General features: G+C 70.8%; 18 protein-coding genes. 12 read left to right on the forward strand and 6 right to left on the reverse strand.

Features of this window, described 5'->3' with window-relative positions; all coding sequences use genetic code 11:
* Nucleotides 1-270: 270 nt before the first annotated feature.
* The 3 genes from ABD883_RS09930 to ABD883_RS09940 all read left to right on the forward strand — a co-directional run bounded on the left by ABD883_RS09930 (nt 271) and on the right by ABD883_RS09940 (nt 2,447).
* Entirely contained in the window at nt 271-1,152 is an 882-nt protein-coding gene (locus tag ABD883_RS09930) for a LysE family translocator (RefSeq protein WP_345031773.1), read from the forward strand.
* A 189-nt stretch (nt 1,153-1,341) separates the two neighbouring features.
* On the forward strand, nt 1,342-1,959 hold the full coding sequence (locus tag ABD883_RS09935) for a DNA-3-methyladenine glycosylase I (RefSeq protein WP_345032003.1): 618 nt from the start codon (nt 1,342-1,344) through the stop codon (nt 1,957-1,959).
* On the forward strand, nt 1,947-2,447 hold the full coding sequence (locus ABD883_RS09940; RefSeq protein ID WP_345031775.1) for an NUDIX hydrolase: 501 nt from the start codon (nt 1,947-1,949) through the stop codon (nt 2,445-2,447). Before ABD883_RS09935 ends, ABD883_RS09940 begins: the two co-directional genes overlap by 13 nt.
* On the opposite strand, the gene ABD883_RS09945 is transcribed toward ABD883_RS09940, so the two are convergent.
* The 3 genes from ABD883_RS09945 to ABD883_RS09955 form a co-directional block, all read right to left on the reverse strand.
* Nucleotides 2,423-3,466: a hypothetical protein gene (locus tag ABD883_RS09945; RefSeq protein WP_345031777.1), complete on the reverse strand. Its 1,044-nt coding sequence runs from the start codon at nt 3,464-3,466 to the stop codon at nt 2,423-2,425. The genes ABD883_RS09940 and ABD883_RS09945 overlap by 25 nt on opposite strands.
* Before the next feature lie 53 nt (nt 3,467-3,519).
* Nucleotides 3,520-3,729, reverse strand: coding sequence for a hypothetical protein (locus ABD883_RS09950; protein ID WP_247423218.1), 210 nt, complete (start codon nt 3,727-3,729; stop codon nt 3,520-3,522).
* A 472-nt stretch (nt 3,730-4,201) separates the two neighbouring features.
* Nucleotides 4,202-5,209, reverse strand: coding sequence for an aldo/keto reductase family protein (locus ABD883_RS09955; RefSeq protein WP_247423216.1), 1,008 nt, complete (start codon nt 5,207-5,209; stop codon nt 4,202-4,204).
* A 264-nt stretch (nt 5,210-5,473) separates the two neighbouring features.
* Between ABD883_RS09955 and ABD883_RS09960 the strand changes: the two genes are divergently transcribed.
* The 9 genes from ABD883_RS09960 to ABD883_RS10000 all read left to right on the forward strand — a co-directional run bounded on the left by ABD883_RS09960 (nt 5,474) and on the right by ABD883_RS10000 (nt 17,269).
* Nucleotides 5,474-6,091, forward strand: coding sequence for an HIT family protein (locus ABD883_RS09960; RefSeq protein ID WP_247423214.1), 618 nt, complete (start codon nt 5,474-5,476; stop codon nt 6,089-6,091).
* A gap of 202 nt (nt 6,092-6,293) precedes the next feature.
* Complete coding sequence (locus tag ABD883_RS09965; RefSeq protein WP_345031780.1) at nt 6,294-8,135, forward strand: formate--tetrahydrofolate ligase; 1,842 nt, start codon at nt 6,294-6,296, stop codon at nt 8,133-8,135.
* Between the two features lie 137 nt (nt 8,136-8,272).
* On the forward strand, nt 8,273-8,512 hold the full coding sequence (locus ABD883_RS09970; RefSeq protein WP_247423210.1) for a hypothetical protein: 240 nt from the start codon (nt 8,273-8,275) through the stop codon (nt 8,510-8,512).
* A 175-nt stretch (nt 8,513-8,687) separates the two neighbouring features.
* Nucleotides 8,688-9,983 (forward strand): CDP-glycerol glycerophosphotransferase family protein, encoded by a 1,296-nt coding sequence (locus tag ABD883_RS09975; protein ID WP_345031782.1) that lies wholly within the window; start codon nt 8,688-8,690, stop codon nt 9,981-9,983.
* A gap of 198 nt (nt 9,984-10,181) precedes the next feature.
* The gene (tagD, locus tag ABD883_RS09980; RefSeq protein ID WP_295688297.1) at nt 10,182-10,577 is read left to right on the forward strand and encodes a glycerol-3-phosphate cytidylyltransferase; all 396 of its coding nucleotides are present in this window, start codon (nt 10,182-10,184) and stop codon (nt 10,575-10,577) included.
* 45 nt (nt 10,578-10,622) lie between these two features.
* Nucleotides 10,623-11,498 carry a CDP-alcohol phosphatidyltransferase family protein gene (locus ABD883_RS09985; RefSeq protein WP_345032006.1) on the forward strand — a complete coding sequence of 292 codons (876 nt, stop codon included), beginning with the start codon at nt 10,623-10,625 and terminating at the stop codon, nt 11,496-11,498.
* Nucleotides 11,495-12,547 (forward strand): glycosyltransferase family 2 protein, encoded by a 1,053-nt coding sequence (locus ABD883_RS09990; protein WP_345031785.1) that lies wholly within the window; start codon nt 11,495-11,497, stop codon nt 12,545-12,547. The genes ABD883_RS09985 and ABD883_RS09990 overlap by 4 nt, the downstream gene beginning before the upstream one ends.
* Before the next feature lie 16 nt (nt 12,548-12,563).
* Entirely contained in the window at nt 12,564-13,538 is a 975-nt protein-coding gene (locus tag ABD883_RS09995; RefSeq protein ID WP_345031787.1) for a GT-D fold domain-containing glycosyltransferase, read from the forward strand.
* 110 nt (nt 13,539-13,648) lie between these two features.
* Nucleotides 13,649-17,269 (forward strand): CDP-glycerol glycerophosphotransferase family protein, encoded by a 3,621-nt coding sequence (locus ABD883_RS10000; protein ID WP_345031789.1) that lies wholly within the window; start codon nt 13,649-13,651, stop codon nt 17,267-17,269.
* A gap of 48 nt (nt 17,270-17,317) precedes the next feature.
* Here ABD883_RS10000 and ABD883_RS10005 read toward each other — a convergent pair whose 3' ends face one another.
* The 3 genes from ABD883_RS10005 to ABD883_RS10015 are packed head-to-tail and all read right to left on the reverse strand — an operon-like array spanning nt 17,318 to nt 19,847.
* On the reverse strand, nt 17,318-18,157 hold the full coding sequence (locus ABD883_RS10005) for a MetQ/NlpA family ABC transporter substrate-binding protein (RefSeq protein ID WP_345031791.1): 840 nt from the start codon (nt 18,155-18,157) through the stop codon (nt 17,318-17,320).
* A gap of 59 nt (nt 18,158-18,216) precedes the next feature.
* Entirely contained in the window at nt 18,217-18,891 is a 675-nt protein-coding gene (locus ABD883_RS10010; RefSeq protein WP_247423196.1) for a methionine ABC transporter permease, read from the reverse strand.
* A complete protein-coding gene (locus ABD883_RS10015) occupies nt 18,888-19,847 on the reverse strand; it encodes a methionine ABC transporter ATP-binding protein (RefSeq protein WP_345031794.1) in 960 nt (319 codons plus the stop codon). Before ABD883_RS10015 ends, ABD883_RS10010 begins: the two co-directional genes overlap by 4 nt.
* Between the last annotated feature and the right edge of the window lie 180 nt (nt 19,848-20,027).

Consider the following 20,027-nt stretch of genomic DNA (forward strand, 5'->3'; position numbering starts at 1 on the left):
GGTGAGGTGCGAACCGCACCCGAGGCGCCCGCCGGCATCGTGCCGGCGGGCGCCTCGTGCGTGGGGCGGGAATGCCTGATCGCGGGGTGCTGGGCGCTGGGACATGCTGTGTCGCTGGGCGTGCTGGGGCGCCGGGCGTGCTGGGCAGCTGGGACATGTTGGGGCACCGGGCGTCGGGGCGCCGGGCGTGCTGGGCAGCTGGGACATGCACTACCGTGATGCCGTGACCCGAACCGCTGACTCGCCGGCCTGGACCGCTGGAGCCTCCCGATGACCGCGGGGGCGTGGGCCGTGCTGCTCGGCACCTGGGCGGTGGCGGTCGCCTCGCCCGGGCCGGACTTCGTCGCGGTGCTGCGCGGCTCGATGGCCGGCGGCACCGCGCGCGGACTCCGCGTGGCAGCAGGTGTGGTGGCCGGGATCGCGGTGTGGATCGCCGCCGCGCTCATCGGGATCGTCGCACTGATCTCCTCGCACCCGACGGTGTTCCTCGCGGTGCGCTGGGCGGGTGCGGTGTTCCTCGTGCTCTACGGCGGGTACATCCTCATCGCGCTCGTGCGAGCGCGGAAACAGAAGAGCGGTCACGTGGGGGACCCCGAGGCGGATCGTGCGCGGGATCGAGCCGGGAGTGCGAGCACCGGCTCGTCGGGCCCGGGCTCGGCATCCGAGTCGACAACCGGGTCGACGTCGGCTCAGGTGCCCACGTCGACTCAGGTGGCTGCCTCGGCTCAGGTGCCCACTTCGACTCAGGTGCCTGCCTCGGCTCCGGGAACCGCCCCCGCACCCGCCTCGGCCCCGGGAACAACCCCGGCTCCGGCACCCGCCCCCGCATCCACCTCGACTCCGGCGCGGTCGGGCTGGGCCGATGTGCGCCTCGGCTTCCTCACGAACACCGTGGGCAACCCGAAGGCCGTCGTGTTCTTCGGGGCGCTGTTCGCCGGCATCCTGCCCGCCGGGATCGAGGCGGGGGAGTCCGTGGCGGTGGGCCTGGCGATGGCGGGGATCGCGCTCGTGTTCTTCGCCGCGCTCGCCTTCGCCACCGGCCGGCCGCTCGTCATCCGCGCCTACGAGCGGGCGCAGACCCTGATCGACACGGTCGTGGGTCTCGTGTTCATCGTGCTCGGCCTCGCCCTCCTGCCGTGGGGCGGCGTGTGAGAGGGCCGGCCTCCACCATCGGACCGCGCCCGTAGACTCGCATCCATGAGCGCACCGCAGGAACCCCGTCAGACCGACGAGACGGCAGAGCCGGCTGCGACAGAGCCGGCTGCGACAGGGCCGGCCGGCAGCCCCGGTGCGGCACCGACCGAGCTGCCGGCCTCCGCAGGAGAACCTGCCCCGGGGTCGGTGAGCCGGCAGGTTGCCGATGAACCCGGCGGGCCGGTTGTCGGCGAGGACGGGAAGGCGCGGACGCCGTGGGCGTACGGGCACCCGCTGCTGCTCGACTACTACGACACCGAGTGGGGGCTGCCGGTCACCTCGGAGGCGGGGATGTTCGAACGGCTGAGCCTCGAGGGGTTCCAGGCGGGGCTGTCGTGGCTGACGATCCTCCGCAAGCGCCCGCGGTTCCGCGAGGTGTTCGCCGGCTTCGACGTCGACGCGGTCGCCGAGTTCGGGAGCGGGGACGTCGCGCGGCTGCTCGAGGACCCGGGAATCATCCGGCACCGCGGCAAGATCGAGGCCTGCATCCGGAATGCCCGCGCCACGATCGCACTCCGTGACGGAGGCGGTCTCGTGGCGTTCATCGAGTCATTCGCGCCGGGGACGACGCCGCAGCCGCGGACCTTGGCGGAGGTGCCCACGGTGAGCGCGGAGTCGACGGCGTTGTCGAAGGCGCTGAAGAAGCGCGGCTTCGCGTTCGTCGGTCCGACGACCATGTACGCGCTGTTCGAGGCGGTCGGGATCGTCGACACGCACCTGCTCGGTTCGCACCGACGAGGGGTGTCAGGGCGGTGGCCGGAGTGAACATCGGCGTGTCCGCGCTCGTCGTCGTGCACCCGGACGGGCAGCGCCTGCTCATGGTGCGGAAGTCCGGGACGACGTCCTTCATGCTGCCCGGCGGCAAGCCGGAGCCGGGAGAGACCGCAGTGCAGGCGATCGTGCGGGAGATCGCTGAGGAGCTCGGGCCCGCGCTCGACCCGGTCGATCTCGAGGAGCTCGGGACGTGGACGGCGCAGGCGGCGAACGAAGCGGGGTTCTCCGTCACCGGCACGGTGTTCCTCCACGACGGGATCCCGGACGGGCTCGACGTCGAGGACCCGCAGGTGCTCGAGGAGATCGAGGAGGCCGGCTGGTTCCCCTGGGACGCGCTGCCGGCGGACACCTCCGCGCGGCAGTTCGCTTCTCTCACCCGCGACCACGTGATCCCGCACCTGCGAAAACGGCTGCGCGCGCGATCGGTGCAGGCACCGCGGGATTCGACGCCGGGTTACTGGGCATCGGACCAGGCGTAGAGGGCGCGGTAGAGCTCGACGGGTGAGCAGCCGCAGGCATCGGCGAGGGTCATGAGCGTGGAGATGTAGTCGAGGTAGTCGATCCGGGCCGGGTTGTCCGAGTCGAGGTGACCGGCGGCGTGGAGTGCTCCCACGGCTCGGGCGTCCATGATTGTGAAGCGCTCGGGGTACACCGCGGACAGGAGCGAGCTGGCGAGCGGCACACCGACGCCGTCGAGGCTACGGAGGATGTCGATGCGGAACTTGTCCGGGGTGTCGTCGTCGAGCGCGACCGAGGTGATGAACCGGATGTCGTGCTTCGCGTGGTGCTCGAGGCGGTTGAGCACGGCGAGGCCCTTCCACTGACCCACGCGGAGGAAGCCCTTGCGCTTCATCCGGCCCTTCTTGCGGGCCTTCGGCCCGTCCTTCTCCAGGACGCGCTGCTCGATCCCAGTGATCTCGTAGCGCGGCGCGAACTCCGCGACGAAGGAGCTGTCGATGACGGGCGCGGCGGAGCCCCGTCCCGTGCTCGTCGCCGGCGCCGATGCGGATGCCGATGTCGACGAGCTCGGCTTCTCGGCTGCGACCGGTGCCGCGGTGGCCGGGGACTTCGATCTCGTCGGCGACTTTGACTTCGCAGGTGTCTGCGAGGGCGGGCCGGACTTCGTCTGCGACGACGTCGCTGACGGTGTGGAGGGGGTCGACTGCGCGGTCGACTCGGCGGTCGACTTCGCCGAGGACTTCGGCTTCTTCACCGACTTCTTCGCTGACGACTTCGGCTTCGCGCTCGTCGACTTCGCACCTGCCTTCGGGCTGGACTTGGCGGTAGCGGTCTTCTTCGCGCCGGCCTTCTTCGTTCCGGCCTTCTTCGCGCCGGTCTTCTTCGATGTCGAGGTCGATGTGTCCTTCTGGGTCGACTTCGCCTGCGAGGTCGTCGCCGATGAGGACGAGGCGGAACCCGACTTCGCCGATCCGGACGAGGCGGATGCAGAGGTGGGCTTCGCGGATGCGCTCGCGGTCGAGTCGGGGGTGTCAGACATGGATCAAGTCTACGCGGGCGTAGGAGCTGGTGGTCAGGCCGACGCTGGGCGAATCAGAGCATCCCGAATGCCGATGCCGCGACCGGCACCCCGAGCCCGAGGCCGCCGAGCACGGCCACGAGCAGGAAGGTGCGGATCTTCCGCGAGGGGCGCCTGCCGGCAGCGGCAGGAGTCGGCACCGAGGTGGAGCCGGGGATGACGGGAATGCCGTAGAGGTCGCGAGGGATGTCGCGCGATGTGGGGGAGTGCCGATAGTGCTGCACGGGGTCTCCTCGGTGTGGCGGCGGGTGCTGGGACCAGTCAACCCCTCGGCGCGCTTTCGAACGTGGCGAACCTGTGCCGGTTCCGACACACGGGCCGCATCGACCTGCCGATCCCGCCGACCTGCCGCTCGGGCTCGAACTCCCAGGCAGAAATCGTGCGCACATGGCAGCTCGAAGAGCCGACCGAGCATGAGTGACACCTCGACGAGCTGAGTAGGTCCTGGAATCAGCGCGCTGCTCCGCCCGAGTCCTGGGGTCGGCGAGTCGGACCGGCTGGGCACAAGTGTCAGCACTTCGGGCGGACTGACTGCCAGACTTGGCTCGCTGAGCTTCCATCAGCCCAGCACTGCATACCCGCCATCTCTGAATCACCACCAACACGCCAGCTCACGCACCCCCTGAAACCGTAATTTCCTGCGGTTTCGTTCACAGAAACCGCAGGAAATTGAGTGGTGAGTAGTGGGCCGTCGGGTCAGCTCGGGCGGGTGTCGGGGGAGACGGTCTTCGCCGGATCGGTGACTGCGAGGTTCCCGACGACCGCGTCGATGCGGGACAGGACCTCGGGCTCGAGCTTCACCCCGGCGGCGCCGACGTTGTCGGCCACCTGCTCCGGCTTCGACGCACCGACGAGCGCAGAGGCGACGTTGTCGTTCGCGAGCACCCACGCCACGGCGAGCTGCGCCATGGACAGCCCCAGATCCGCGGCGATCGGCTTGAGCTGTTCGACCCCGGCGAGCACCTCGTCGGTGAGATAGCGCTTGATGCTCTGGGCACCACCGCCCTTCTCGTCGGTCGCTCGCGATCCGGCGGGCAGCTCCCCGCCGGGAGCGTACTTGCCGGTGAGCACGCCCTGCGCGATCGGCGACCACACGATCTGGGAGATGCCGAGCTCCTCGCACGCGGGGATGACCTCGGCCTCGATGACGCGCCACAGCATGTTGTACTGCGGCTGCGAGGAGATCAGCTGCACGCCGAGGTCCTCCGCGAGCGCATGCCCGGCGCGGATCTGCTCCGCCGTCCATTCGCTCACCCCGATGTAGAGGGCCTTGCCCTGCCGGACCACGTCGGCGAAGGCCTGCATGGTCTCCTCGAGCGGGGTCTCGTAGTCGAAGCGGTGCGCCTGGTAGAGGTCGACGTAGTCGGTGCCCAGCCGCCTGAGCGAACCGTTGATCGACTCGAGGATGTGCTTGCGCGACAGGCCGGAGTCGTTGTGGCCGCGGGGCCCGGTGGGCCAGTAGACCTTGGTGAAGATCTCCAGGGACTCGCGCCGCTGCCCGGCGAGCGCGTCGCCGAGCACCTGCTCGGCACGGGTGTTGGCGTAGACGTCGGCGGTGTCGAAGGTGGTGATGCCGGCGTCGAGCGCGGCGTGCACGCACTGCGTGGCGATGTCGTTCTCCACCTGGGAGCCGTGGGTGAGCCAGTTACCGTAGGTGATCTCCGAGATCTTGAGACCGCTGTTGCCGAGATACCGGAATTCCATGTGTTCCTCCTGCTGGTGAGGGTGGGTGCTCACGGGTGCGCGAGCGCATGCGTGCCATGTGCGAGCCTACCGAGGCGACGGCACCGCGGAAAGGGTGCCGGGCCTCAGCCGTGGTCGGGGCGCAGGGCCAGAGTGACGCCGGTGCCGGTCCGGAATCCGGGGAAGAGTCCGGGCAGCGGCGGTGCCGTTCGGCCTCGGGCAGGCTTGCGCGCCGTTCACCCCGGCGACTCCTGCCGGTCATCGCCGCTCGTATACTCGCTCACTGTGGACACCTCACGAACCCTCACCCCGCAGATCACGCTCGAGGCGACGAGCGTGCGCCGGCCCGAGGTGCAGGCGCAGTACCAGCACGACGTGCTCGAGGAGAAGGCGATCTTCCCCGAGCGGCGGCCCTGCGCGATGGGGAAGATGATCCGCAAGGCGCGTGACGCCGGTCTCACCGATCCGAGCGAGCCGATCCTCGGCGAGAACATCTACCCTTACGCGCACTTCGCCGACCAGGAGGTGCTCCACCACCAGCTCCTCACCCCGAGCTACCACGTGCCCGACATCGACGACCTCCGCGAGATCGACCCGGTGGCGTGGGAGAAGTTCTACCTCGAGCAGGGCGAGCTGCGCCGGGCTGGGCGCGCAATCTTCATCCACGGCCTGGGATCCTCGGCGATGTCGGTCGCCGCCCACGTGCACGCCCACGTGTTCACGCTGGGCGCGAAGATCTCCGTCTTCGACTACGACCAGGAGGAGCAACGGGTGCGGATCCGCGCCGGCGACTGCTGGCTCGTCGACACCGAATCGGGAGAGCCGCTGCCTGCGCCCGAGCCCTGGGAGCCGGAGGCCAGCGTGTGCGACCACGTCTACCAGGACCGATTCGGCTGGGCCTGAACCGCGCTCCGTCCGAGGCGCCCCGCGTGAGCTGAGACGTGCCGTGCCGCCGTCGGTGCCCGCGGTCGAGCCGGGTGGAGGGGAGGCGTCCGAGACTGTGCCCGTCGCCTGAGCGCTGTGGCCGGGCTGGCCGGGAAGCACTCTGCGAAACGAGCGCATCGCTCATCTGTGTTCGATGGGGTGGTCCGGGCATACTGGGCTCATGTCGACTGATATCGAGATCGCGTCCCGCGCCGAGCTCAAGCCGATCGGTGAGATCGCCGCGTCGATCGGGCTGAGCTATGAGGACATCGTGCCCCATGGTCACCACGCGGCGAAGCTGCCGCTGGGCGTGCTCGCGACCGGGGCCGAGGCGGTCGCCGCTCCCGGCAGGCTCGTCCTCGTCACCGCGATGAGCCCGACGCCTGCCGGTGAGGGCAAGACGACGACGAGCATCGGGCTTGCCGATGCGTTCGGACACCTTGCGCGCGAGGAGAACTGGCCGGCGGTCGAGGGCAAGGCGCCGGCGGTGCTCGCGCTGCGTGAGCCGAGCCTCGGCCCGGTGTTCGGGATGAAGGGCGGAGCAGCCGGCGGCGGCTGGGCTCAGGTGCTGCCGATGGAGGACATCAATCTCCACTTCACCGGGGACTTCGCCGCGATCGCGCTCGCGAACAACCTCGCGTGCACGATGCTGGACAACCACATGCACTTCGGCAACGAGCTCGACATCGACCCGCGGCGCATCACGATCCGGCGCGTCGTCGATCTCAACGACCGTGCCCTGCGGCAGATCGCGATCGGGCTCGGCGGCTACAACGGTGGGATCCCGCGCGAGGACGCCTTCGACATCGTCGTCGCGAGCGAGGTCATGGCGATCTTCTGCCTGGCGACCTCGCTCGAGGACCTCAAGGAGCGCCTGGGCCGGATCGTCGTCGCGCGCACCCGTTCGAAGAAGGCTGTGACCGTCGACGACCTCGGCGCGGCCGGAGCGATGACTGCGCTGCTGCGCAATGCACTGCGACCGAATCTCGTGCAGACGATCGAGCATACGCCGGCGTTCATCCATGGCGGGCCGTTCGCGAACATCGCCCACGGCTGCAACAGTGTGCTCGCCACGGCCGCCGCTCGCCGGTTCGGCCAGTGGGCCGTGACAGAGGCGGGATTCGGCGCCGACCTGGGTGCGGAGAAGTTCCTCGATATCACCATGCGGGCCATGGACTCGTGGCCGGATGCGGCGGTGGTCGTCGCGACGGTGCGCGCGCTGAAGTATCACGGCGGGGTGCCGCGGGCCGACCTCGAGCTGGAGAACCTCGAGGCGCTCGAGGCGGGGCTGCCGAACCTCCGGCGGCACCTGTCGAACCTGAGCGAGGTGTTCGGCGTGGCCACGGTGGTGAGCATCAATCGGTTTCCCTCGGATACCGACGCCGAGGTGGACCGCCTCGTCGAGCTGCTCGCCGCCGAGGGGATCGCGGCGGTGCCGGCGACGCACTGGGCCGATGGCGGCGCGGGCGCGGTCGACCTGGCGCGGGCTGTCGTCGGCGCGGTGGAGGGTGGCGCTGCGGTAACCGGTGGCGCTGCGGCCGGGGGTGCTGCCGCCGGTGCCAGCACGGGTGCCTCTGCCGGTGCCGCGGGAGCCACTGAATCCGAATCGAATGCACCCACGTCGATTGCTCCCGCACCGAATGCTCCCACGCCGCAGTACTGCTACGACCTCGACGAGTCCCTGGAGGACAAGATCGAGGCGATCGCGGTGCGGACCTACGGGGCATTGGGCATCGAGATCCTCGCCGCCGTGCGGAAGAAGCTCGACATGTTCACCGAGGAGGGTTTCGGCGGGCTGCCGGTGTGCATCGCGAAGACGCAGTACTCGTTCTCGACGGATGCCGCGCAGCTGGGCGCGCCGACCGGCCACACGCTCACGGTGCGCGATGTCCGGCTGTCCGCAGGCGCGGGATTCGTCGTCGTCATCTGTGGTGAGATCATGACGATGCCGGGGCTTCCACGCAATCCGGCGGCGCTGAAGATCGATGTGGACGGCGACGGGCGGATCACCGGATTGTTCTGACACTGCCCGGGTGTCCCGACCGATGACGATGACGACATGAACGCACAGAGACGGAATCCACCGGGGTGCCTGGTGGCCTAGGGAGCCGTGGCCGTAGGCGGGATCATCGTGCTCCTCGTCGGGCCGCAATCTGGATCATGCTGGGGTCGTCGCCGATGTTCTACGACTCCGAAGATCCGTGGTTCGACAACCCGGTCACCTTCGACCTGGGTGGCGGCGCGGACGAGGACGGCGAATCCGACGGTGATTCCGACGGCGGGGATCCCGATGGTGACGGTTCAGGTGGTGAGGATTCCGAGGACCGCGGCCAGGGCACTGGTGATGGCGAGCAGAACCCCGGCGATGGCGACTCCGATGGTGAGGATGACAACGGTTGATGCGGTTGCACCGAAGCCACGGCTGACGAACCCGCCGCGGATCGACGTTTCCGCAGTCGTCTCCCAGGAAAACACGGGGTGGTCACGGATGGTGATCGTCGAACCCTGGGCAGGTCGGGGTTGCACCTCCCGCGCCGGGTCGGCCCGGTTCCCGGGCCACGGCATAATGGACCGCATGAATCGCCCCGAGCCGTCCCCCTCTTCGCGTCTGCGCCTGGCGGCCCGGGTCGCTCGATCCGCAGCCCGCGCCGGCTCCCGCCTCCTCGCCGAGCGCACCGCTGCGGCCCGGCTCCCCGCCGCCTACCGCCCGCAGCCCGCGGATACCTTCATCGCAGCCGCCCACCACGCCGGGGACGACGGCTCGCTCTACCAGCTCGAGCAGTGGCTGTGGCCCTTCGAGCGCCTCGCCGAAAGGCTGCGGGAGGAGACCGGGATCGCCGAGCCCTTCGGGATCCTCACCCGCTCGGCCCCCCATGCCCAGCGCCTCACCGAGCGCACGGACCTGCCAGTGCGCTACTCCAGGCACTCCTCCGGGCTCGACGCCTTCATGTCCGCGCCGGGTCTGCGGGTGGTCTACTACGCCAACCAGGCGACCCAGAACTTCCAGGCCCTGCGGTACCCGCGGCCGGCCCACGTCCATCTGAGCCACGGGGAGAGCGAGAAGATCTCGATGATCTCCAACCAGCTCAAGGCCTACGATCGCGTGTTCACCGCCGGGCCCGCGGCGCGGGCCCGGCTGCTCGGCACGCTCATCGAGCTGCCCGCCGAGCGCCTCGTCGACGTCGGCCGTCCCCAGCTCGACGCCCCGCGCGCGACGCCGGAAGACGTGCTCGCCTGCATCTTGGGCGGAGGCGATCACCCAGCCGCCGATCCCCGCCCGCTCGTGTTCCTCGCCCCCACCTGGGAGGGTGATTCCCCGGCGATGGCCTACGGCACACTCCCGGAGTCGGGGGAGGCGCTCGTGGAAGCGCTGCACGCGGCCGGGATGCGGGTGCTCTACCGGCCGCACCCGCGCATCGGCCGGATCGATCCGCGGTTCGCCCGAGCGCACGAGCGGGTCTCCGCGCTCGTCTCCGCCGCCCCAGGCTCGCGTGTCGACGACTCCCCGAACGTGGGCTGGCAGTTCGACGCCGCGGACGCGTGCATCGCGGAGATGTCCTCGGTCGCCTTCGACTGGCTCGCGACGGGCAAGCCGCTCGTCATGCTCCGCCCCGTCCATCCCGGGGCCGAGGTGCTCGCCGGCGGGCTGTTCGACCGGGTCCCCGCCGTGCGGCCGAACATGCCCGGTGCCGCCGCCGAGGTAGTGGCGGCGCTGTCCGTTGAGCTCACCGGGGGCACCGGCCGGGAGGAGCGCCTCGCCGCCGGTCGCCACTACCTGGGCGACACGAGCCCCGGTGCCCAGCAGGCGCGCTTCGAGGACCGCAGCCTCGAGCTCCTCCGCCTGCGGGACGCGCAGCTCGCAGACTCTTGAGGGGTGACCGCCCGGCCCCGCGGATCGGACGGTGTTCGGCCTCTCCCGGCGGCCCAGGGGAGGCCCCTGCCGCCCAGGTGAACGCACGATGACGAAACAGGGACTATACTGCGACCTATCCATGAACGTCTGAGCTCCCTCGACCGGCCGATGATGCCGGTGCGGAGCCAGTGGAACACCACCACCGCGGAGGCACGTATGCGCCGGGTCATCACCTACGGCACCTTCGACCTGCTCCACTACGGCCACATCCGGCTGCTCCAGCGCTGCAAGGAGCAGGGCGACTACCTCGTCGTCGCGCTGTCGACCGACGAATTCAACGCCGGCAAGGGCAAGGAGTCCTTCTTCTCCTACACCGACCGCAAGAACATGCTCGAGGCCATCCGCTACGTCGACCTCGTGATCCCGGAGGAGACCTGGGACCAGAAGGAGGCCGACGTCGACCGATTCCACATCGACACCTTCGTCATGGGCGACGACTGGACGGGCGAGTTCGACTTCCTCAAGGGCCGCTGCGAGGTCGTGTACCTGCCGCGCACCCCGGAGATCTCCACGACACGGATCAAGAACGACCTCGCGAGCCAGCCGCGCTGATCGATGGCGGCAGTACAACGGACGGGAGAGGGGGACGCGATGACCATGCAGCAGGAGCGCAGCACAGCCGCACCCCGCCCTGCCCGTCCCACGCTCGAACAGCTCCGCGCCGTCGCCCAGCCCCCCGAGGTCCGCAGCCGGAAGAACGCCGAGCACTGGACCGCTCAGCTGTACCTGCGCCACATCTCGATCTACTGCACCGCACTCCTCGTGCGGACCCGGATCTCCGCCAACGGCGTCACCGCGCTCATGATCCTCGCCGGCTGGTGCATCGCCGCCTCCCTGCTCATCCCGGGGCTCTGGGGTGCGGTGCTCGCCCTCGTGTTCTCCCAGGTGCAGCTCTACCTCGACTGCTGCGACGGCGAGGTGGCCCGCTGGCGCGGCACCTCGGGCGCATCCGGGGTCTTCCTCGACAAGGTCGGTCATTACACCACCGAGGGTCTCGTCGCGCTCGCGCTCGGCGTCCGCGCCGTCGGAGAGCTCGGCCTGCTGCGCACCGATCCCGGCACCGCCTACCCGTACCTGCTCGCCGGCGCCCTGCTCGCCTCCCTCGTCCTCTTCAACAAGGCGCTCAACGACATGGTGCACGTGTCCCGCGCCTTCGCCGACTTCGGCCGCCTCGCCGACACCGCGCAGGCCACCGCCGTGGACGGGGGAGTCCTCGGTGCGGCCCGGCGCGCGGTGCGGTTCGTCCCGTTCCACCGGATCTACCACTCCGTCGAGCTCTCGATGCTCGCCGTCGTGGCCGCCCTCGTCACCGCCGGCGCCGCGGTCGTGGGTGTCACCGGGCCCGTACCCGTCGTCGGCGACCCCGGCCTGCTCGGCGAGCGGTGGCTCGTGCTCCTGCTCGTGCCGCTGTGTCTGCTGTCGGTGATCGGCCACTTCGTGGCGATCATGGCCTCGAGGAGGCTGCGCGCATGAGTCCTGATAGCGCCTATCCGCTGTCCCCGGACGACCTCGGGGGCTCGCGCACCTCGCGCCAGCACGACATCGCCCGTGCGCGGCGGGCGCGCGAGCGCGCGGTGCGCGGAACCCACGAGGCCCCGGGCGCGACCCCGCGCCGCACCCCGGTGCTGCGGCCCCCGCGTTCGCGGAAGTACCGCTTCGGGGTCGTCATCCTCACCCAGGGCAAGCGCCGCGGCGAGCTGTGCCGTGCCGTCGACTCCGTGCTCGCCCAGCGCGGCGTCGAGCTCGACGTCGTGTGCGTGGGCAACGGCTGGAAGCCCACCGGGCTGCCCGACGGCGTCAAGACCCTCGAGCTGCCGGAGAACATCGGGATTCCCGCCGGGCGCAACGAGGGCGTGCCGCACGTGTCCGGTGAGTTCATCTTCTTCCTCGACGACGACGCCTGGCTGTCCGACGACACGACGTTGATGAAGATGGCCCAGCTCATGCGGACGAAGCCGGGGATCGGCCTGATCCAGCCCCGCGTCCTCGACCCGGATGCCGCCACCGCGCCGCGCCGCTGGATCCCGCGCCTCTACAAGCGCTCCGCCGCGCACTCCTCCAACGTGTTCTCCGTGTGGGAGGGCGCGGTGTGCCTGCAGCGTGCCGCCTTCGACAAGGCCGGCGGCTGGCCGGCCCCCTTCTGGTACGCGCACGAGGGCATCGAACTCGCCTGGCGGATCTGGGACGCCGGCTACCAGGTCTGGTACATGGGGGACGTCTCCGTCGCCCACCCCGTCATCGATCAGCGCCGCCACGACGAGTACTTCTACATGAACGCCCGGAACCGGGTGTGGCTGGCCCGCCGTAACCTCCCATGGCCGATCGGCCTGGCGTACGTGGGCTCCTGGACGGTGATGCAGACGCTCGCCTGGTCCGGCAAGCCCGATCGGCTGCGCCCGTGGTTCGAGGGCTGGCGGGACGGCTGGAAGGACGACCCCTGGGCCGAGGGCGAAGCGCGCACCAAGCTCACCGGCATGGGCGTGATGAGAATGGCCATGCACGGCCGTCCGCCGATCGTCTGACGAGGAAGGACCCACCATGACTGCGACCACGCGGTTCAAGCGTGCGCTCCGCGTGCTGCTCGGCTCCGAGGCCGAAGCCGAGGCCCTCGGTGCGGCTCCGCGCACCCTCGCGGGATCCGGGGCAAGCGACCCGGCCGGCGCGGGTGTCGCCGATGCCGACGCCCCGACCCCGGGCGAGAAGCGGATCATCGAGCTGCTCACCGATATCAAGGGGGAGCTGCGCGGGCACCGGCGCAACCTCGAGTCGCTGCGGATCGCGACGACCGCCCCGGTGCTCCATGAGGTCGCCGGCGTCCTCGCCGACATCCAGCTCACGGCACCGGAGACGCTGCGCCGGCTGGCCGAGAGGAAGGCGAGCATGGCGCGGTTCGGCGACGGCGAGCTGCGCCTCATGACCCGTTCGGAGTTCAACCTCGGCTTCCAGACGAACAGCGGCCGGCTCCAGGCCGCGCTCCGCCGCACCCTCGTCCCGCAGCCCGAGGACGGCGATCTCCTCATCGCACTGCCGCACCTGTTCCGCGACGCCCACTGGTCGGGGGTGTGGGCGGAGCTGTGGCCGGACGTCCGCGCGCTGCTCGACCCGGCGACGACCTACGGCAACGCCCACATCACCCGCCCGAACTTCTTCCGCACCCACGGGCAGGCCGGGGTGGAGATGTGGCGCGAGGTGTGGCGCGACTCCTCCGTCGCGGTCATCACCGGCATCGGAGCCCGGTTCGACGTCATCCCCGAACTGTTCGACAGCGCCGCGTCCGTCGAACGGATCGACGCCCCGGCCACCGACGCCTTCGATGCCCTGCCCTCCCTCATCGAGGCCGCCGAGGCGTCCGATGCCGACATCTTCCTCCTCGCCCTCGGGCCGAGCGCCACCGTGCTCGCCCGTGAGCTGGCCGCCCGGGGCCGGCGCGCACTCGACGTCGGCCACATCTCCGCGAGCCACCGCACAGTGTTCGCCGGTGCCGGCCGGCCCGAGCACCAGACCGGCGGCTGAGCCGACACCGCACCTCGCCGCGACCGGACGCACTGCGCCGCCGCCCGTACAGCCCGCACCGCCCGCACCACTGACCGCACCCGTCGTCGACAAGGATCCCTCCGCACACCATGAGCCGCACCGCAGCCGTCCTCCGCCGCATCCGCCGTCAACCACCGCCGGTCCGGCTCAAGCAGCGGCTCACGGTGTCGCAGACGGGCGGCGAGCTCGAACTCGCGCTCCGGCTGGAACCGGGAGTCGCGGCGAGCGGCCTGTGGTTCCTCGTCGACGAGGAGCACTGGGTGTCCGCCGGCGAGGTCGTCGCAGGGGCGGACGGGGAGCACCGGGGGACCGCCCGGCTCGGCGCGCTCGCCGAGTCAGGGATCGCGTTCCGCACCGCGGAGGAGCAGGCGGAGCACGGGAACCACTCCGCGCGACTGTTCGTCGGGATCCGCGGTCGCAACGAGCGGGTGCCGCGCGCAGCTCTGGAGCGCAGCGCCGAGCGTGAGGACCTCGAGCCCGCCGAGGAGGTCACCGGCCGGGTGCCGGTGGGCCGCTTCGCCTCCACCGAGCTCGGCCGGCTGCGCCCGGTCGAGGAGGCCGGCCACCGCCTCCACCCCTATGTCAGCCGCCGCGGGAACCTCGTCGTCGCGATCGATCGCGAGGTCGTTCCCTATGCGCGCGTCCACATCGACCGGATCTCCGTGGGCGGGCGCCGTTTCCGGCTCGACGGCCGGATCTACAGCCGCCACTCGGAGCTCGAGCGCGCGGTGCTCGTGCTCAACGGGCGCGTGACCGGTACCCGCCTGCGCGTCCCCGCGGTCCTCACTCCCGACCTCGCTGGGGCGCGCGCGGCGTTCGGCCTGCGCCGCTGGGCCGTCACGGCGCAGGCACCGCTCGACACACTGTTCGACGACCCCGAGCTCGTCGACGACACCTTCGACGCCTGGCTCGAGTCCGAGGTCGCCGGGGCCGCCGAGATCCACCGCTCCCGGGTGGGCCGCAACCGGTACCTCGTGCGCCTGCGCGCGCGACCGGGCGAGGCGTGGATCGGACCCCGCCGCGTGTCGATCGTGCCGTACTTCACCGTCAAGGCCCGCAACCTGTCCTTCGCCGTCGAGGTGTTCGACCGCCAGGCGTTCGCAGCGCTCCGCCGGCCCGAGGGACGCCTCCGGCGAGCACTGCCGCACCCCGCCCCGGCACCCTCACCTGCCACGGCGACATCGGACGAGCGGGGTGCGCGCACCTCGGCCCCGGCCTCCGCCCGGTCCGAGCGCCGCCCGGAGGCGGGCGAGCGGCGCCCGGTCTGGCTCGTCGGGGAGATGCCGTTCCGCGCGCAGGACACCGGGCTCGCCTTCTTCCGGCACGTCGCCGACACCCACCCGGAGATCGACGTCCGCTACGTCATCGACCCGCGCTCGCCCGAGCGCGCCAACCTCGCCGGCTACGAGGACCGGATCGTCGACCACCGCTCCGCCGAGCACGTCCGGCTCACGCTCGCCGCCGAGAGGATCATCGGCTCCCACCACCCCGACTACCTCTACCCGAGCCGGCGCCCCGACTTCGTCCGTCGGATCAGCGCGGTGCGGGTGTTCCTCCAGCACGGGGTCATGGGGATGAAATGGATGACCCCGACCTACGGGCGCTCCGCCCCGGGCTTCGACACCGACCTCTTCATCGCGAGCTCGGAGCGGGAGAAGCGTATGCTCGTCGAGGACTTCGGGTACGCGCCGGACGACATCGCGGTGACCGGGCTGTCGCGCTTCGACACCCTGTTCGACGACTCGCGGCCGGTCCGCCCGCAGCAGGTGCTCATCCTCCCGACCTGGCGCGACTGGCTCACCACGCCCGAGGCCGTGAGCACCTCGGAGTTCACCGCAGCGTGGCGCTCCCTCCTGTCCTCGCCCCGGCTCGCCGAGCTCAAGGAGCGCTACGGGCTCGACATCGTGTTCGGCCTGCACCCGAACATGCGGCAGTTCATCGGGGAGTTCGCGGACCTGCCGGTGCGGGTGTTCGTCCAGGGCGAGGTGCGGGTCCAGGACCTGCTGCGCGAGAGCGGGATGATGATCACCGACTACTCGAGCGCCGGCCTCGATTTCAGCTTCCTCCACCGCACGCTCGTCTACTACCAGTTCGACCGCGAGCGGTTCTTCCGCGGCACCCGCTCGCACTTCGACCTCGAGACCGAGCTCCCGGGCCCGGTCCGCTTCGACGAGGCCGCGGTGCTCGAGGAGATCGAGCGCCACTACGCCTCCGGCGGGGTGACCGACCCGGAGTACATCGCCCGCGCCGACGCGCTCGTCGCCCACCGGGACCGCGGCAGCTCGGAGCGGATCGTCGAGGCGGTGCGTGCAGCCACCCGGACGCGGACCCCTCGCGACCTCCTCCGCCATGAGGCCGTGCAGGCCGGCTGGCGCCGGATCAGGCGGAGCCGCGCGTACTTCCCGCTCATGCGGCGGATGTTCCGGCTGGCCCAGCAGCTGCCCGTCGACGACGAGCTCATCGTGTTCGAGAGCGGGGTCGGCCGCCAGTACGCGGACAGCCCGCGCGCGATCTACGAGGAGCTCGTGCGGCGCGGCGACACCCGCCGGAAGGTGTGGATCCACCGCGGCCCGATCCCGGTCACCGATGCGCACACGACCGTCGTCGAGCGCCTGTCCCCGGCGTACTTCTGGCACCTCGCCCGCGCCCGCTACTGGGTGAACAACCAGAACTTCCCGTTCTACATCACCCGCCGGAGGAACGGCGTCTACCTGCAGACCTGGCACGGCACCCCGCTCAAGCGCATGCAGCACGACCTCGATGCGGTCGTCGGCCGCGACGAGGACTACCTGTCACGGGTGAGTCGGGCGACCGCCCAGTGGACGCACCTCGTGTCCCCGAGCCCGTACGCGAGCGCCGCGTTCGCCTCCGCGTTCCGGCACCGGGCGGAGGTGCTCGAGCTCGGCTATCCGCGCAACGACGTGCTCCGCGCACCCGACCGGGACGCGATCCGGGCCTCGGTGCGCGAGCGCCTGGGCATCCCGGAGGACCGGACCGTCGTGCTCTACGCGCCGACCTTCCGGGACGACGCGAACGTCGGCGGGAACCGCTTCGACTTCGCCCTCGAGCTCGACCCGGTCCGGTTCGCCGCGGAGCTCGGCGCGGACTTCACGCTGCTCCTGCGGATGCACGTCGTCGTCCGGCATGCGGCGGAGATCCCGGAGGACGCCGCCGAGGCGGTGCTCGACGTGTCGTCGTACCCCGACATCCAGGAGCTGTTCCTCGCCGCAGACGTCCTCGTCACCGACTACTCCTCGGTGTTCTTCGACTACTCGATCCTGCGCCGGCCGATGGTGTTCTACGCCTACGACCTCGAGCGCTACCGCGACGACCTGCGCGGCTTCTACCTCGACTACGAGGCCGAGGTGCCCGGCCCGGTGGTGCGGACCGAGGACGAGCTCTACGCCGCCCTGCGTCGGATCGGCGCGGAGCTCGCGACCGGGGGCGGGGAGTCGGCGGAGCGCGCGGCGGAGTTCGCGCGGCGCTTCGCACCCCACGACGACGGCCGGGCCGCCGCACGGGTCGCCGACGCGGTGTTCGGCGCGGTGCCGCCGGCCGTCGAGGCGGTGCCCGAGGACGCGGTCCCGGAGGAAGCGGCGTCTGCAGAATCCGCGTCCGACCCGGTGTCGGCCGATGCCCCGCCGTCCGATGCCGCGCTGTCCGACGCGTCGGTTGCCGGGGCCGAGGCCCCCGCCGCCGGCGAGGAGTGATCCGCTCGGCCCGCGAGCAGGGCCGCGGGGTCGATCACAGCGGGTCGATCAGAACGCGGGGATGACCTCGCCCTTGGGCCAGGTCTCCTCGATGAAGGACCGCACCGAGTCGTCGTGGGCGATCTCGTTGAGCTTTTGGATCGCCTCGTTCTCCTCGTCCCCGGCGCGCACCACCAGCACGTTCTGGTACGGGTTGCCCTCGGGCGACTCGACGAGCAGGCCGTCCTCCTTCGAGGACAGGCCGGCGTTGAGCGCGTTGTTGCCGTTGATCACCGAGGCATCGGTGTCGGCCAGAGTGCGGGCGAGCTGCGCGGCCTCGGCCTCGACGAACTCGAGGTTCTTCGGGTTCTCCGCGACGTCGTGGATCGTCGCGGTGATCGGGTCGACGCCGTCGGCCAGCTCGATCAACCCGTTGTCGGCGAGCAGCTTGAGCGCACGCCCCTGGTTCGCCGGGTCGTTGTTGATGCCGATCGTCGCGCCGTCGGGCAGCTCCGCGACGTCGGTGTGCTTCTCCGAGTAGAGCGCGAACGGCTCGATGTGGAGGCCCTGCTCGAAGTTGTAGAGCTCGTAGCCCTGGTTCTCCCGCTCGGAGTCGAGGAAAGGCAGGTGCTGGAAGTAGTTCGCGTCGAGCTCGCCGTCGACGAGCGCCCGGTTGGGAAGCGAGTAGTCGGTGAACTCCTTGATCTCGAGGTCGAGGCCGGCGTCGGCGGCGAGGTTCTCGTCGATGTAGCGCCAGATGTCGCCGTGCGGGGTGACCGAGGTGCCGATGGTCAGCGTTGTGACGCCGTTCGACTCGGTGCCGACCTCGTCGGCGCCGCCGCCGGTGAGGCCGCAGCCTGTGAGGGCGAGGACGGTGGTCGCGGCGAGTGCTGCGTATGTGAGCTTCATGGGTCTCCTTGGATGAGGACGGGGTGGATGAGGACGGTGGAGCGGGAGGACGGTGCGCCTCAGCGGTGGTCGACGAGGCGGGCGAGGCGGTCGCCGACGAGCTGGATGATCCCGACGAATGCGACGAGGAGCACCACGCAGGCAAGCATGACGTCGGCCTGGTAGCGGTTGTAGCCGTAGGAGATTGCGAGGTCACCCAGGCCGCCGCCGCCCACCGCACCGGCCATCGCCGTGTAGTTGACGAGCGCGACCGCGGTCACCGTGGCGCCGCTGATGAGCGCCGGCAGCGCCTCGGGGACGAGCACCTGGCGGATGATCTGCCCGCGTGACGCCCCCATCATCTGGGCGGCCTCGACCTTGCCGCTCGCCACCTCGTGGAGGGCGATCTCGACGAGCCGGGCGTAGAACGGGATCGCGCTGATGGTGAGCGCGACGACCGCCGCCTGCCAGCCGAGCGCGGTGCCCACGACGAACCGGGTGAACGGGATGAGCGCGATGATGAGGATGATGAACGGAATCGAGCGCCCGATGTTGACGATCGCGCCGAGCACCTGGTGCACGACGACGTTGGGGGCCAGGGAATCCCGGGTGGTGACGAACAGCCAGATCCCCAGCGGCAGGCCCAGCAGGATCGCGATCGCGGTCGACCATGCGGTCATCGCGATCGTCTCCCCGAGCGAGGGGAGGAGCTCGACGGTGATCGCGGGGTTGTCGAACCAGGTCGGTGCGTTCATCGTGTTACCTCCGCGTGGATGCCTGCCGTGGCGAGGTCCGCGACGAGCGCCTGGGCGGCGCCGGGGTCGTCCACGGTGAACTGGAGCCGGCCCACCTGGGAGCCGGTGATGGTCTCGATCGCCCCGGAGTCCACACGCGCATCCACAGCGTGGCGGTCGACGATCTCGAGCAGCGCGCGCAGCGGCACGTCCGTCAGCAGCACCTCGATCACGGTGCCCTCGCCGGGCTGCCGGGGCGGCAGGGGGAGGAGCTCGCGGCCGAGTGGGGAATCGGTGTCCCGGATGACCTCGAGCAGGGTGCCGGTGCGGGCGATCCGGCCGTTCTCCAGCAGGGTCACCGAATCGCACACCTCGCGCACCACCGACATCTCGTGGGTGATGATGAGCACGGTGATGCCCAGGCGCTCGCGCAGCGAGCGGATGAGGCCGAGGATCTGCCGGGTGGTGCCGGAGTCGAGGGCGGAGGTGGGCTCGTCGCACAGCAGGATCTTGGGGTCCGCGGCGAGCGCCCGGGCGATCCCGACGCGCTGCTGCTGGCCGCCGGACAGCTGGGAGGGGTGGTTGCCGGCCCGGTCGGAGAGCCCGACGAGCTCGAGGAGCTCCCGGGCGCGCTCGCGGCGCTCCCGCTTGCCGACCCCGGCGATCTCGAGCGGGTGCTCGACGTTGCCCAGCGCGGTGCGCGAGTCGAGGAGGTTGGCGTGCTGGAACACCATGCCGATGCTCCGGCGGGCCCGGCGCAGCTCTTCGCCGCGGCGGCCGCTGATCTCCACGCCGTCGATCGCGACGGTTCCGGCGCTCGGCCTCTCCAGCCCGGTGAGGCAGCGGATGAGGGTCGACTTGCCGGCGCCGGAGCGGCCGACGATGCCGTGGATCTCGCCGGCGGGCACGGACAGGTCGATGTCCTCGAGTGCCACGACGCCGGCGAACTCCTTGCGCAGGCTGCGCAGTTCGATCACGGGGTTCTCCTGGGTCAGGTGTCGGGGTGGTCCGTGTGCCGCGTCCGTGTCGGCCCGGTGGGGGCAGGCGCCGCGAGGCGGGGACCGTCGTCCATGATGCGCCGCACGTGGGGGAGGCGAGGACCGGAATGACACGGAACGACGCATTCGGGGGCGAACGTCGGCTAGATCACACCGATG

Source organism: Brevibacterium pityocampae, assembly GCF_039541555.1.
GTDB lineage: Bacteria > Actinomycetota > Actinomycetes > Actinomycetales > Brevibacteriaceae > Brevibacterium > Brevibacterium pityocampae.

What these genes read in the sequence shown, in the direction of transcription:
- ABD883_RS09990 (WP_345031785.1), top strand. Translation starts at nt 11,495, where the DNA reads ATGAGTCCTGATAGCGCCTATCCGCTGTCCCCGGACGACCTCGGGGGC.
- ABD883_RS09955 (WP_247423216.1), bottom strand. Translation starts at nt 5,209, where the DNA reads ATGGAATTCCGGTATCTCGGCAACAGCGGTCTCAAGATCTCGGAGATC.
- ABD883_RS09970 (WP_247423210.1), top strand. Translation starts at nt 8,273, where the DNA reads ATGCTGGGGTCGTCGCCGATGTTCTACGACTCCGAAGATCCGTGGTTC.
- tagD (WP_295688297.1), top strand. Translation starts at nt 10,182, where the DNA reads ATGCGCCGGGTCATCACCTACGGCACCTTCGACCTGCTCCACTACGGC.
- ABD883_RS09995 (WP_345031787.1), top strand. Translation starts at nt 12,564, where the DNA reads ATGACTGCGACCACGCGGTTCAAGCGTGCGCTCCGCGTGCTGCTCGGC.
- ABD883_RS10005 (WP_345031791.1), bottom strand. Translation starts at nt 18,157, where the DNA reads ATGAAGCTCACATACGCAGCACTCGCCGCGACCACCGTCCTCGCCCTC.
- ABD883_RS09975 (WP_345031782.1), top strand. Translation starts at nt 8,688, where the DNA reads ATGAATCGCCCCGAGCCGTCCCCCTCTTCGCGTCTGCGCCTGGCGGCC.
- ABD883_RS10010 (WP_247423196.1), bottom strand. Translation starts at nt 18,891, where the DNA reads ATGAACGCACCGACCTGGTTCGACAACCCCGCGATCACCGTCGAGCTC.
- ABD883_RS09930 (WP_345031773.1), top strand. Translation starts at nt 271, where the DNA reads ATGACCGCGGGGGCGTGGGCCGTGCTGCTCGGCACCTGGGCGGTGGCG.
- ABD883_RS09985 (WP_345032006.1), top strand. Translation starts at nt 10,623, where the DNA reads ATGCAGCAGGAGCGCAGCACAGCCGCACCCCGCCCTGCCCGTCCCACG.
- ABD883_RS09965 (WP_345031780.1), top strand. Translation starts at nt 6,294, where the DNA reads ATGTCGACTGATATCGAGATCGCGTCCCGCGCCGAGCTCAAGCCGATC.
- ABD883_RS10000 (WP_345031789.1), top strand. Translation starts at nt 13,649, where the DNA reads ATGAGCCGCACCGCAGCCGTCCTCCGCCGCATCCGCCGTCAACCACCG.
- ABD883_RS09945 (WP_345031777.1), bottom strand. Translation starts at nt 3,466, where the DNA reads ATGTCTGACACCCCCGACTCGACCGCGAGCGCATCCGCGAAGCCCACC.